Origin of the sequence: Streptomyces sp. NPDC002795, assembly GCF_042888725.1 — a bacterium.
Taxonomy (GTDB): Bacteria; Actinomycetota; Actinomycetes; order Streptomycetales; family Streptomycetaceae; genus Streptomyces.
In genome coordinates, this window is the sequence record NZ_JBIAQB010000008.1 from 199203 (window position 1) to 212322 (window position 13120).

12 protein-coding genes are annotated in these 13120 nt (G+C 71.0%); 3 read left to right on the forward strand and 9 right to left on the reverse strand.

Annotated features, from left to right (window positions below):
* Positions 1 to 42: 42 nt before the first annotated feature.
* Genes ACFYWS_RS24750 through ACFYWS_RS24760 form a run of 3 tightly spaced genes read right to left on the reverse strand, consistent with a single transcriptional unit; the run spans position 43 to position 3481 of the window.
* A complete protein-coding gene (locus ACFYWS_RS24750) occupies positions 43 to 777 on the reverse strand; it encodes an AroM family protein (protein ID WP_389280207.1) in 735 nt (244 codons plus the stop codon).
* A 26-nt stretch (positions 778 to 803) separates the two neighbouring features.
* A complete protein-coding gene (locus ACFYWS_RS24755; protein WP_389280209.1) occupies positions 804 to 2474 on the reverse strand; it encodes an OPT/YSL family transporter in 1671 nt (556 codons plus the stop codon).
* Positions 2475 to 2521: 47 nt separating this feature from the next.
* Positions 2522 to 3481: a DUF1177 domain-containing protein gene (locus tag ACFYWS_RS24760; protein WP_389280211.1), complete on the reverse strand. Its 960-nt coding sequence runs from the start codon at positions 3479 to 3481 to the stop codon at positions 2522 to 2524.
* Positions 3482 to 3638: 157 nt separating this feature from the next.
* On the opposite strand from ACFYWS_RS24760, the gene ACFYWS_RS24765 reads away from it, so the two are divergent.
* Together ACFYWS_RS24765 and pepE are read left to right on the forward strand one after the other, a co-directional pair.
* Positions 3639 to 4430, forward strand: a complete 792-nt coding sequence (locus ACFYWS_RS24765) for an IclR family transcriptional regulator (protein WP_389280213.1) — start codon at positions 3639 to 3641, stop codon at positions 4428 to 4430.
* A 59-nt stretch (positions 4431 to 4489) separates the two neighbouring features.
* Entirely contained in the window at positions 4490 to 5224 is a 735-nt protein-coding gene (gene pepE, locus ACFYWS_RS24770; RefSeq protein ID WP_389280215.1) for a dipeptidase PepE, read from the forward strand.
* A 40-nt stretch (positions 5225 to 5264) separates the two neighbouring features.
* On the opposite strand, the gene ACFYWS_RS24775 is transcribed toward pepE, so the two are convergent.
* Genes ACFYWS_RS24775 through ACFYWS_RS24795 form a run of 5 tightly spaced genes read right to left on the reverse strand, consistent with a single transcriptional unit; the run spans position 5265 to position 11592 of the window.
* Positions 5265 to 6614, reverse strand: coding sequence for an MFS transporter (locus ACFYWS_RS24775; protein ID WP_389280217.1), 1350 nt, complete (start codon positions 6612 to 6614; stop codon positions 5265 to 5267).
* A 13-nt stretch (positions 6615 to 6627) separates the two neighbouring features.
* A complete protein-coding gene (locus tag ACFYWS_RS24780; RefSeq protein WP_389280219.1) occupies positions 6628 to 7377 on the reverse strand; it encodes a hypothetical protein in 750 nt (249 codons plus the stop codon).
* Positions 7374 to 8366, reverse strand: coding sequence for a dipeptidase (locus ACFYWS_RS24785; RefSeq protein ID WP_389280221.1), 993 nt, complete (start codon positions 8364 to 8366; stop codon positions 7374 to 7376). Before ACFYWS_RS24785 ends, ACFYWS_RS24780 begins: the two co-directional genes overlap by 4 nt.
* A complete protein-coding gene (locus tag ACFYWS_RS24790; RefSeq protein ID WP_389280223.1) occupies positions 8363 to 10105 on the reverse strand; it encodes a hypothetical protein in 1743 nt (580 codons plus the stop codon). The genes ACFYWS_RS24785 and ACFYWS_RS24790 overlap by 4 nt, the downstream gene beginning before the upstream one ends.
* Complete coding sequence (locus tag ACFYWS_RS24795; protein ID WP_389280225.1) at positions 10102 to 11592, reverse strand: aldehyde dehydrogenase family protein; 1491 nt, start codon at positions 11590 to 11592, stop codon at positions 10102 to 10104. Before ACFYWS_RS24795 ends, ACFYWS_RS24790 begins: the two co-directional genes overlap by 4 nt.
* A 105-nt stretch (positions 11593 to 11697) precedes the next feature.
* Here ACFYWS_RS24795 and ACFYWS_RS24800 point away from each other — a divergent pair, with 105 nt between their 5' ends.
* Complete coding sequence (locus ACFYWS_RS24800; RefSeq protein WP_389280227.1) at positions 11698 to 12588, forward strand: LysR family transcriptional regulator; 891 nt, start codon at positions 11698 to 11700, stop codon at positions 12586 to 12588.
* 25 nt (positions 12589 to 12613) lie between these two features.
* Here the strand turns inward: ACFYWS_RS24800 and ACFYWS_RS24805 are convergent, their stop codons facing one another.
* A complete protein-coding gene (locus ACFYWS_RS24805; protein ID WP_389280229.1) occupies positions 12614 to 13117 on the reverse strand; it encodes a GbsR/MarR family transcriptional regulator in 504 nt (167 codons plus the stop codon).
* Positions 13118 to 13120 lie beyond the last annotated feature (3 nt).

A 13120-nucleotide genomic window follows, 5' to 3' on the forward strand; every position in this document is an offset into this window, starting at 1 on the left:
GCGGCGAGGTACGTGACCCGCACGCTGGGGCCCCCGCCGACGTCAGCCGCGCGCCCGCGCCGCCGACTGCGCGACCTCCGCCGCCAGCCGCACCGCCAGGGAGCGGGCCAGCAGTACCGGCACGTGCGCGGCGTCCGCGGCCGCGTGGCGCATCTCCTCGGTGTAGCCGATGCAGTCGAGGACCACCCAGCGGGCCCCGGCCGCGGCCAACTCCCGTGCCGCCGCGGCACATTGCTCCGGCGCGCCCGCTCCGTACGGGTCCGCGGGAGCGGCGGTGACCCGGCCGGGCAGCAGCCGGGCCCAGCGCGCCGCGACGTCCTCGCGCTGGGCGGGCAGCGGGCAGACGACGCCGACCGGGTCCGTACCGACCAGGGCGCGTACGCCGTGCTGGACGAGTGGCTCGGCGTACAGCAGTGGCCTGGCGGCCGGGACCGGCGGGAAGTGGCCGGTGCAGAGCAGCAGCGTGGCGTCGGCGCCGTCGGCCTCGCAGCGGGCGACGGCGTCCGCCATGCGGGGGGCGAGCGCGTCGTGGCCGAGGACGGCGGAGCCGCCGTCGCGCAGGCGGGAGATGAGCGGCGCCTCGCCGGGGGCGGGGCCGACGGCGGTGCGTACCGCGTCGGCGTCCGGGCCGTCGAAGCGGTCGTGGTCGAGGGCGCCGTGCTCGGTCAGCCGGAGCCCGGCCGTGAGCGGGAGGATGTCGGGGGTCAGGTCGGTGCGCGGGGCCTGGCCGATGGTGACCAGGCCCAGCACACCCTGCGTGTCCGATGCTGCGGGCACGGTCACACCGCCTCGTAGAGACATGCTCACACCGCCTTGTAGATCTGGCCGACGTCGTGGACGGAGCTGCCCGCGATCAGGCCGGCGCCGACCAGGGCGAGATCGTTGTCGGCGGTCTCTGCCACGGCGTCCGCCTCCTCCTTCGTGGCGGCCTGGGAGCGGCGCCAGCGGGTGTAGCCGAAGCGGACGGCGAGCGCGGCGAGCACCAGCCAGCCCGCCTGCGGGGTGGCCACCAGCAGACCGGTGGCGAGGAGCACGCCCATCTGCCGCTTCGAGCCGCCGAGGAGCTGGATCAGTACGCCGGGGATCGCCCACAGCAGCATCATCGTGATGGCGTGGGTGTCGGTGAGGCCGGCCTTGATGGTGTCGACGTACACCTGGGCGACCGGCGGGACCCTGCCGTCGGAGAAGAACGGCTTCCACGCGATGGCGACGATGACGATCGCGACGGCGAAGCCCACCAGCTGCGAGAGGTACTGCTGGCGGCGGCCCGCCATCTCGTACGGCTTCCACGGCACGGCGTCCTTGCGCAGCAGCCAGCCCGCCTTGAAGTCGAAGCCGACGTCGGCGAAGGCGGGTCCTGTGCACGCGCAGTACCCGACCAGCAGGGCGAGCGGGATCATCGGGATGCTCAGCACCAGGCCGAGGATCAGGAAGATCAGCGTCACGGCGAAGGCGGGGAACCACCCGGAGTGCATCGCCGCGAGGCCCACGATCAGCTGGTGCACCAGCGCCGCCACGCCTGCGAGCAGCACCCAGCCGACGAGGCCGAACCCGCCCATGTCCGCCGCGACCCCGCCGCCGATGGCGACGACGATCGCGCCGACGACGAACAGGGCCAGGCCCTCGATGAGACCGCGGCGCAGCCGGCGGGCGTCGACGGTGCGGAACTCCGGGTCGAACCGGCCGTCCTGCCGCTCGGCCACCGCGGCCCGCTTCTTCGCGTTGCGGTCCCGCATCATCAGGGAGGCCTGGACGAGTGCCACCAGACCCGCGCCGATCATCACGCCGTGCGGGACGTAGTTGGCGCCGAGGTCGTAGTGCAGGGTGGTCGGCGCGTACTGGGCGACGAGCAGGCCGACGCCGAACATCAGCAGCGCCCAGATGTTGCCGAGGAACGCCACGCCCGCGGCCGATGTGGGCAGCTTGAACATCGCCCCGACGAAGCCGACGACCGCGCCGACGCCGAGCACGGCGGCCTTCTTCCCGCCCTCGTCACCCGCCTTGATCGTCTCGGCGGCGGCGATCCCGGCGGGCCAGGCGGACGAGGCCGGGAAGAGTCGCGAGTCGTAGACGCGGAACAGCACCCAGCTGTCCACGGCCAGGCCGATCACCGCGCCGAGCAGCATCGTCCACACCAGGTCGGGGCGGCCGATGAGGAACGGCACCGCGATGGGGGTGATCAGCGAGTTGGCGGCGGCGAACGTCGATCCGGAGACGGCCGACTGCACGAGGTTCTGCCGGTGCTGGTTGCGCATCTTGCGCAAGCCGGCGATGGAGATCCGGCCGATCAGCATGGCGAGCAGCGCGCCGATCACGGAGGTGTTGGGGGCGATGCCCAGGGTCGTGATCAGCACCAGGCCGATGACGGAGCCGAGGATGGCGAGGACGGCGCTGACGACCAGGGTCACCGGTTCGAAGGCGCGCGGGTGCGTGGGCGGCGCAGCCTCGGGGGGCGCGCTCTGCGAAGTGGTCACGGGGACTCCAGCGGGGCGAAGCGGGGCGGAGGGGGGTGGGGCCGTGGTCAGGCGGTGGACGCCTGAAGGCGGGTCATCGGCCCGTAGAGCTCGATCAGCCGGTCGAACTCCTCCTGGTCGTGGAAGCGGGCGACACCGCGTCCGAAGTCCTTCGCCGCTTCGAGCGAGAACCGGGCCGCCGCGGCGATGTCCGTCTCGTGGCTGGCGCCCGTCGCGCAGCCCGCCACCGCGGTCCGGGTGACGAGTGCGAGGCCGACGACGGCCGCGTCCGTGGCCACGCACGGCTGCATGATCGAGTTGATGTGGTGCACGCCGTTGCCGTACGGGGTGATGTCCTGCGTGGTGATCGGCAGGACGTGCGCGAACTCGCCGGTGACCGTTTCGAGGAGGCCCAGCAGGTCGTCGCTCGGGCGCAGGATCCAGCCCTGCTTGACGGTCGGGGAGAGCGCGACGCCGCGGTGGTTGAGGAGCCGGTTGCCCTTGGTGGTGTCGATGGAGACCACCGCGTCCATCTCCGGGGAGATCTCCGCGCGGTTGCAGTCGAGGACGGAGATCGGCGAGTCCATGAACGGCACCGGGTCGTGCGGCCGGGTCGGCGCGTCGGGGCACACGTGTGTGGAGAGGATGACATCACCCTCCAGGCGGTCGCCGCGTCCGTACATGTCGAGGAGCTTCGCGGCGGCGGCCAGTGCGGCGATCGCGCCGTCCGCGTCGGACACGAGGCCGATCCGCTCCGGGCGGGCGCCGACGCCGCCGAGGCGGCCGAGGATGCCGAGCGTGGGTGCCTCGCCTCCGGCGGTCCTGCCACGGGTGCCGGGGACGGTGACCTTCACGAAGTCGGTGCCGCCCCGCTCGCCCTCGATGCGGGTGACGGTGATCTCCGGCTTCGGGCCTTCGGCCGGCGATCCGGCCGCGTCCAGGACGGACCGCAGATGACCGGCGAGCAGCTCACCGCTCGCCTGCGGGCGGTCGAGGAGGTCGACGACGTCGAGTACGTACTTGAGCACAGCGGCTCCTTTGGTGCGTGTTCGGTGCGTAACGAGGTACTGCCGCCAGGGCCACTGCGACTCGGCCGGCTCGTAGCAGACTGCGACGCCGATCCCGCATGAGACAACCTTTTCTCTATTTCAGAGAATGATGTCCGTCATCCGGTACGCTGCCGCCATGACCGCACCCCCCTTGCAGACCGCCGACCGTGTCCTCAGCGTGCTCCTCGCCTTCTCCCAGGAGCGCGAGGAGTGGGGGGTGACGGATCTGGCGGCCGAGTTCGGCTGGGACAAGTCGGTCGCGCAGCGACTGCTCGCGGCCCTGGCACACCGCGGTTTCCTGGTCTCCGACCCGGTCACCCGCCGCTATCGCCTCGGCCCCGCGGTGTGGCACATGTCGACTGCCTGGGAGCGGCACGGCGGCATGTCCGCCCTGGTCAGACCCGCTGTGCGCGCGCTGGCGATGAAGACGGGCGCGACGGCGCTCTTCGCCGTGCCGGACGGGGTGCACCTGCGCTGCGTGGAGTCGGCCGACGGCGGCAGCGGGCCGCTGCGCGCGTACCGGCTGACTGGCGAGCTGTACCCGGCGCATGCCGGCGCCACCTCCCGGGCGTACTTCGGCATGCTCACGCCCGGCACCCGGGCCCGGCTGCTGTACGGCAGGCCGATGCCGAGCTTCTCCTCACTGACCGTGACCGATCCGGAGGAGCTGGAGGAGCTGATGGTCCGCGCCGGCCAGGAAGGCTACTCCCACTCGAAGGGTGAGTACGACCCGGCCACCTCAGGCCTCTCGGTGCCGATGCTCGTCCGGTCGCAGCCCGTCGGCACGCTCTCGCTGGTCGGACCGCACGACCTGGTCACCGGCCCGGACGAACACCTCCTCGGCCCGCTGCAGGCCGCGGCGGACCAACTGGGCGAACTGCTCTCCCCACGCCGCTCCCGCTCGCAGGCGGCCCGCCGCACACCTTGACCCCAAAAGCAGCCCGACCCCCTACCGATCCCGACACCGATACCGAAAGGCACCTCCCCATGAAGCTGCTCCTGCTGTCCAACTCCGCGGCTCCCGGCCACGGTTACCTGGAACACGCGACGGAGGTGATCGCGGACCACCTGGCAGGTGTGCGCGAACTCGTCTTCGTGCCGTACGCGTTGGCCGACCACGACGCGTACACCGGCAAGGTGGCCGACGCGTTGAAGCCGCTGGGCATCTCCGTACGCGGCGCCCACAAGGGCGGCGATCCGGCCCAGGCGGTGGCCGACGCGCAGGCCGTCTTCGTCGGCGGCGGCAACAGCTTCCGGCTGCTCAAGGCGCTGCACACGCTCGGCCTGATCGAGGCAGTGCGGACACGCGCCGCCGCGGGGATGCCGTACATGGGCTCCTCGGCCGGCACCAACATGGCCTGCCCGACGCTGCGCACCACCAACGACATGCCCATCGTGCAGCCGCCGGACTTCTCCTCCTTCGGCCTTGTCCCCTTCCAGATCAACCCGCACTACCTCGACCCGGACCCGGCGAGCACCCACCAGGGCGAGACGCGCGAAGAGCGTCTCGTGCAGTTCCTGGAGGAGAACGACGTGCCGGTGCTGGGGCTGCGCGAGGGCACCTGGCTGCGGCGCCAGGGGGACGCTCTCGACCTGGGCGGCACCGCCGCCGGCGCCCGCCTGTTCCGCCGGAACGAGGCCCCGCAGGAATTCGCCCCTGGCGCGGACCTCAGCGCCCTGCTGACCCTGCCCACCCACTTCGACACGCCTCTCGCCGGCTGACGGGCAGCGTCGTGCCGGTGCGCCGGCGAAGGCGTTCCGCTCAGGCCAGGGACGAAGTGACGTGCAGATCCGCGCCCTTGGTCTCCGGCGCCATGAACATGCTGACCACGGCGCCGATCAGCGCGATCCCGGCCGCGATGTACATCGTCGCGCTCAGCCCCAAGGTCGCCAGTGCCCACGGAGTCGCGAACGTGCCGATCGCCGAACCGATCCGGCTGATGCCTGTGCACAGGCCGACCGCCGTGGCCCTGATCTCCGTCGGGAACAGTTCGTTGGGGTAGATCCATTCGAGGATGGACGGGCCTCCGTTGAACACCGCGTACAGGGCGAAGGCGATCGCGACCATCCAGAGTCCGGAGTCGGGCCTGATGGCGAGATAGAGCAGTCCCAGCGCGGAGACCGCGAACCCTCCGATGAGGATGGGGCGTCGGCCCAGCCTGTCGACGAGCAGCAGCGCGACGACATTGCCCACCAGGAAGAACAGATTGATCAGGCCGTACCCCAGGTTCGCCTCGTCGGTGCCACCGTTCAGGTCGAACAGGGTCAGGATCTGGGGCCCGAAGGCGTAGATGGCGAAGAGCGTGACCACTGTGCAGGTCCAGAACACGGAGATGAAGACGATGCGGCTGAGGTAACCGCCCTTGAGGAGGGTCCGTACGGAGGTCTCCCCTTCCTCCTTGGGGAGGTCGTCGAGCGTGGCGTGCTCACCCAGCGTCTGCTGGAGTACGCCGAGGGCCTCCTCCCGGCGGCCCTTGCTGAGCAACCAGCGTGGGGACTCCGGGATGCTCGTCCGGGCGATCACGATCAGCAGGGCGGGGACGGCCGACGACAGCAGCATCCACTTCCAGCCGTCGGGCGAGCGCAGCAGGAAGTAGCCCACGAAAGCCGCGACCGTCGCGCCCACGAACCACATGGCGTTGAGTCCGCCGACGAGCCGGGCCCGCCAGGCCTTCGGCACGAACTCGGTCACCAGGGCGGTGGCGATGGGGTAGTCGGCACCGACCGCGATGCCAATGAGCAGCCGGAGGGCGAAGAGCTCGACCTCGTTGGTGACGAAGAACTGGAGCACCGAACAGACGACGATCGCGATCAGGTCGATCGTGTACATCAGTTTGCGGCCGATGCGGTCGGTCACGGCACCGAACACGGCACCGCCGATGAACACACCGATCAGTGCGGAGGCACCGATCAGCCCGGCCCACAGGGTGCTCATGTTCCACAGCGGCTGTATCTGCACCATGGCGATGCCGATGATGCTGAGGATGTAGCCGTCGAGAAACGGCCCGCCTGAGGAGAACAGAGTGAGTTTCCGGTGGAATCCATTGAGTTGGGCGGTGTCGAGGGAGGTGTCGGCTCGGTGGCTGACGGAGGTGGGTGTGTCGACGTTCATCGGAACCGTCCCATCACGGGGTAGGAAACGCGGGAAGCTTTCGGTACGGGACCGCCGGGCTCTCTGGTACGAGACAGCGGCGTGAGGCCGCGTAGAGCCTCGCCCACAGGTCGGGGTCGACCGGCAGGCCGCTCCTCGTCGCTTCGGTGAGGCGCGCCTCGCTCCGTGCCCGGGTACGGTCCGGTGCCGTGCCGGCCGAGATCGCCTCCTGGGGGCAGCGGCTCAGCAGGACTCCACCTCCGTGGGCCACGGCCGCGGCCAGGGCCGATGCCGCCGGCGGTTGCCGCGCGGACCGGGCGGCCTGCGCCCCGCGGTACAGCGCACCGTCCGGTGTGGCCAGTGCCGCCGCTCCGTGTTCGCCGTCCGCCCCCATCTGTGCGGCAAGGACCGGGAGTCGGGACCGTGCGGCCGTGCTCAGGAGGACCCATTCCAGGGCGGGCGCCCATGCCATGCCGGCCATGAACACCGGTCGGCGGCCGACCGCCGCGTGGTCGGCGGCCGACGGGCCCAGCAGCAGGGTGCCTCGGGCCGCCGGGTCGCGCAGCACGTCGATGCCGGTGTCGGCACGGTCGGTGTGTCGCTCCACGGGTACCCGGCCGTGGGGCACGTCCCCGAGTTCGTCGAGCAGCGCCCGCACGCCCGTGCCGTCCAGGACTTCGCCGAGCACGACGAGTTCGGCGACGGAGGTGGCTTCTCCGGCGGAGGCTCCGGCGGCGAGGACCGCACGGAAGGCGGTGTCCCTGACCTCGCGTACGGCTCTCACGGTGCCTCCGTGTTCTCGAAGACGTCCGAGAACAGCCGGAGCCAGTTCTCGCCGAGGATCTTTCTGACGGTGTCCTCGTCGAGGCCGGTGGAGAGGAGCCCCTCGGTGACGGCGGGGAAGTCGGCCGGACCCGAGAACCACTGGGGCCATGCCGGCCATTCAGGCTGGACGGGATTGGCCGACGGTGGACGCCACCGGCCGTTGCGCAGCCATCCCACGAAGTCCTGCGACCAGTTCCTCGTGCAGTCGCTGCCGATGGCGACGTGGTCGGGGCCGATGTCGTCGACCAGGCGGGCGATCATCGTGCAGAACTGCTCGCGCGTGGTCAGTTCGCCGCCCAGCACGTTGGGGTACAGGCAGCAGCCGATGACTCCGCCCCGGTCGGCCAGCGCCTTGATCACCTCGTTCGGTTTGTTCCTCGGGTGGTCGAAGAACCACGTGGGGTTGGAGTGGGTGATGGCGACGGATCCGGCTGAGGCGTCGATGGCGTCACAGCAGGTGCGGTTGCCCACGTGGGAGAGGTCGATGAGCATCCCGACCCTGTTCATCTCGGCGACGATGAAGCGGCCGTACGCGGTCAGCCCCGAGTCCTCCTCGTCGTAGCAGGCACCGCCGACGAGGTTCTGGTTGTTGTACGTGAGCTGGGCGATCCGCACGCCGAGCCGGTGGAAGACCTCCACGAGCCGGTAGTCGTCCGCGAAGGGCGAGGTGTTCTGGAAGCCGAGCAGCACGGCGACCTTGCCGGCGGCTTTCGCGGCCCGTATCTGCTCGACCGACTCGGCGAGCACGACGATGTCGTCGTTCTCCCTGGCCAGCTCGTACCAGTCGGCGATCGCGCGCGTGGTCTCGGTCGGTCCCTCCCACACGGCGCAGGTGGCGTTCACCCCTGTGACGCCGCCGGCCCGGAGCTCCTCGAGCACCTTTCGGTCCCAGTTGTTGATCTGCAGGCCGTCGACGACGACCAGCTCGTCATGAGCGAGCGAACTCACGGTGCGTCCTTTCGGGGTTTACGGGCGAAGAGCCAGTCGTGCTCGCGGCCGGCGGCGATGTCGGACGGCCGGGGAGCGCCGCAGAACAGCGTGACCCGAAGCCAGTCCGTGGACTGTGGGCTGTAGTTGTCCATGCCGTAGAGCGCGAGCTGGAACCGTTGTACGTGCAGGGGGAGGAAGTCCCGGGCGAGCAGGTTGGCCCGGACCTCGGCGTACGGCAGCCCGGCCAGTGACTGGACCCGGGCGACCGCCGCGCGGTGCCATGGGTGACTCAGCAGGAAGTCCGCCACCGGCCGGTCGTCCGCGGTCACGGCGGCGAGGTCGTCGAGCATCTCGTTCACCGAGCGGGCTATGTCGACCGGGTGCTCGACGTGTTCGCCGGGGTCGATCCCGCGGCGGCCGCGCCGCGGTTCCTCGTTGTTCACCGAGGAGAACCAGAAGTACGTCTGCTGGGTGGAGTCGTCGAAGTCGAAGCGGCGCACCCAGTTGTAGCGGTCGAGTGCCATGGCGCGCAGCGCGCCGCAGGTCTGGGCCGGTTCCACTGTCAGTTGCTGGTCGCAGTGGAGCAACTTCTCGACGTCGGCGTCGAGTTCGTCGTAGGCCTCGACGAGCAGCGAGCAGAGGACACCGCGGGCTTCCGGTCCGATCTCGTCCGCCGACGCGTGCAGTGTGTGCCAGGCGCGGTCCGTCGGCTCTCCCCGGATGGACCCGGTTTCCCGGTATTCGTCGAGCAGGGCGGCGAGTTCGTCGAGTTGTCCGGCGAGAAGCGGGCCGGGCAGGTAGGGCGCCGTGGCCAGGGTGTCACGTTCGCGGAAGTAGTCCCGTGCCCGCTCCAGCAGGTCCCGCACGCGGGCCGTGCGTGCGCCCTGTGGCGAGGTCGGGTCGTGCAGCGCGTGCGCGAGGGGCAGTTCACGCACGGCACACCACGCGTCGAGCACCCGCGGGTGATTGATCACGAAGGGCACCATGCCGAGCCCGGTGGCATTGCCGAGGCCGAGGTAGCACCGCCAGTCGCCGGTGAGCCGCACCGCGAGGGGGCTCCGCGCGGCGGCACAGTGCTCGACCAGGTCGTAGCTGAGCTCGCGCAGCAGCCAGGCGGTCAGCATCTGTGCCCGGTACGGCAGTCGCAGCGGGTGGTCGTCGCCGAGGCTGTCGAAGTCCGCGAGCCCGAACTTGCCGTTGCTGTAGAACGCGGTGCTGCGCAGAACGTACGCGGCGTCGCCCATGGCCTCCGGCTCGGGCTGAAGTCCCTCGGCGAGCCGGTCCACGACGTAGTCGAAGAACCGCCGGCTGCGGTTGGCCCGCGTCCACACCAGCGTCCTGGCATCGGCCCTCCCTTCTTCCTGGAGCGGCACCTGCGCGCGCAGTTCCGCTCTCCGCCGCTCGTCGCAGGGGCCCTCCACCAGCGCCGCGGTGACGTCCCACGCGTCGGCGACGACGCGATCGGTGCGCTGTTCCTCGGGCAGGAGCGTGGAGAAGGCGAGGAACCACAGTTCGTGGCCGTCGGCGTCGACGCGGTAGGCCGCCTCGCCCCTCCCGCGCGCGTCCACGTCCCAGCTCTCGCGGCGCACGGTCCAGTGCTGGGCGGCGGCCGTGCGCAGGAAGGACCGCGCGAAGCTGTGCCTTGTGTGACGGGACGCGCCCATGTCCAGCGGGTCGAGGACTCGCTCGGGTGGCCGGGCCAACTGCTGGGCGCGCCGCAGTAGTTCAGTGGGCCGCAGGGCGCCTGCGGCGGTCACGGCCGGCTCCCGCTCGGCGTCCCCGTGCGCAGGTACGCGGTCTTGGTCCAGGTGAAGAAGTCGGCGCTGCTGTCGCCGTTCTGCTCACGCGGGGCGGGGAACGACGACTCCTTGAGCCCGCCGAAGGGTGCGTGCAGTTCCGACCCGGTGTTGGGAGCGTTCACCTTCACCAGGCCCGCGTCGAGTTCGGTGACGCAGCGGCGGACGGCCCGCTCGTCGCAGGTGAACACGGCGGCGGTGAGACCGAATCGGGTGCCGTTGGCGATGCGGATCGCCTCGTCCAGGTCGGCCGCGCGCAGCAGGGTGGTGACCGGGCCGAACACCTCCTCTTGGCAGATCGTCAGGTCAGGGTTGCCGGAGAGCAGTGTGGGTGCGGTGTAGGCGCCGTGTGTCGGTGCCGGGCTGTCGGCGCGCGCGACGACCTGGGCGCCTTCGGCGACGGCCTGTTCCACGGCGGACTCGACCTCGTCCCTCGCCTCCGGCGAGACGAGCGGCCCGATCTGCACTCCGTCGACCCGGCCGTCCCCGACGACGAGTGCCTTCACCCGGCTCGCCAGTTCGGGCAGGAGCACGTCGTAGGCCTCCCCGACGGCGATGATGCGGCGCGTGGCGGTGCACTTCTGGCCGGTACTGCCCATGGCGCCGGCCACCAGGGCCGCGGCCGCCTCCGCGGGGTCGATGTCGGGCAGCACGAGGGCGGCGTTGTGCCCGCCGAGCTCCATCTGCACCTTGGCTCCGCGCGGCACCACCGCGGCCTGGATGGACCGGCCGACCGGTACGGAGCCGGTAAACGTGACGCCGTCCACCTCTTCGCGGGCCACCAGCGCGGCGCCGAGGCCGCCGGGGGCGAGCAGCAGGTTCAGGGCGCCCGCGGGGACGCCGGCCTGGACGAGTACCTCGGCGAAGGCGACCGCCACCGCCACCGTGTCACTGGCGGGCTTCCATACGACCGTGTTGCCCCACAGGAGGGCGGGAGCGAGCTTCCATGCCGGTACCTGCAGCGGGAAGTTCCATGGTGTGATCGCCGCAACGACACCCAGGGGGCGCCGGACGGTCCGGATGACCTCATCGGGGTGGCTCGACGGGTAGCCGACGCTGTCGGCCGCCCGCGCCCGCCCCGCGTGGTAGTGCAGTGTCTCCACGGTGGCGCCGACCTCGGCCCGCGACTCCGGGAGCGTCTTGCCCTGCTCCCGGGTCATCAACAGGGCGATGTCCTCGGTGCGTTCGGCGAGCAGCTCGGCCGCGCGCCGCAGCACCAGGCCGCGCTGGATGAGCCCCTGCTTCGCCCAGTCCGGCTGGGCGGCCTTCGCCGCGGTGACGGCCCGGTCCAGCAGTGCCTCGCCGGCGGTCCGGTACGCGGCCACCGGCCGGTCGGGGTGTGCGGGGTCGAGGCTGAGCGTCTCGTCGCCGTCACCGTCGACCCACTCCCCCGCGACCAAGTGCCGGATGTTCGTGGGTTGTTCAGGGGAACTCGGGATGGATGTCACGGCAGTGTCCCTCCGTTGCGACGGCAGCTTCGTCATGGACGGTAAGCGGCTCGCACACCACAGAGAAGTATCTATTGCCACCTCGTTGATAAGCTGCGAGTATCAATGCGCATGGAGCTACGCCAACTCCGCTACTTCGTCGCCGTCGCCACGGAAATGAACTTCCGCCGGGCCGCCGAGCGCTTGCACATTGCCCAGCCCGCACTCAGCCAGCAGATCAGCAAGTTCGAGAAGGAACTGCGCACTCCCCTGTTCATACGGACCACGCGCCGCGTGGAACTGACGGACGCGGGGCGGGTGTTGCTCGCCCAGGGACAACGGGTGCTGGCCGAGGCCGACCACGCGCTGTCCGCCGTGGGCCACGCCGCCCACGGTGAAATCGGGCTGCTACGGGTCGGGTTCGTCAGCTCGGCCGCGCTGGGCATCGTGCCCAGTACCGTGCTGGCCCTCCAGCGGTCCTGGCCCGACCTGCACCTCGAACTGACGGAATCCACCACCGAATCGCAGCTGGAGTCGATCAGCGAGGGGCGCCTTGACGTCGGCATCGTGCGCGAGGTCGACCGGGCGGCCGGGCTCACCGTGCGGCCACTGCTGCGCGAGCGGCTCGTCGTAGCCGTCCACGAGTCCCACCGCCTCGCCGAGCGGCACGCCGTATCGCTGGCCGACCTCGCGGACGAGCGCCTCCTCACCTTCCCCCGCCATCAGGTGTCGCGCCTCTACGACCACATCGCTGCGCTCTGCCACCGAGCCGGGTTCCGCCTGGAGGCCGCCCAGGAGGCGGTCCAGTTCCCGACGCTCCTCGGCCTCGTGGCCGCCAACACGGGGGTCACGATCGTCCCCGACTGCCTCCGCGCGCTGCGCCTTCCGGCCCTGCGGTACGTGGAGTTGACCGACCCCGACGCCGCCTCCACGATCTCCGTCATCTGCCGCCCGGACCGCCAGGAGACCCCACCCGTACGCAACTTCCTCGACACCGCGACGGAACTGTTCGGCTGAGCCGTCGACCGGGCCGTAAGTCCCGCTAACCGGCGTGCAGTCGACCGTATTCGTCGAGCAGGCGCCGCAGATTCCCCACCATGAAGTCGTAGTAGGTGTGCATGTCCCGCAGCCGTGCCCGCTGAGGCTCCGGCATGTCCTGTCCGCGTTCCTGCGCGGTCCGAGCGAGTTCGAGCAGCTGCTCGGTCTGGGCGAGCTGGTGCTGGAGGCAGCCGCTCCACGCGTCGTCGCGCCATACGTAACCGGCCTGGCGCACGCCGGGCGCCTTGACCCGTTCGACCGTGCCGTTCGCGATGAGCAGGCGGGTCATCTCCGACGTCGACCCCTTGCTGGCCCCCAGCGCCGCCTGCAGTTCCGACAGTGTCATGGGGGTGGGGCTGAGCATCAGGACACCTGCCAGCCGTCCCGCTATGGGCGGCCATCCCATCGCGCGCCCGATCCGCCGGCCGAAGTCCTCGACCAGCGGCCCGCCACCCGTCACTGGAGCCCCGTCGTGCGTGGCTGAGCTGTTGTCGGCGGCCGGCGGCACCGA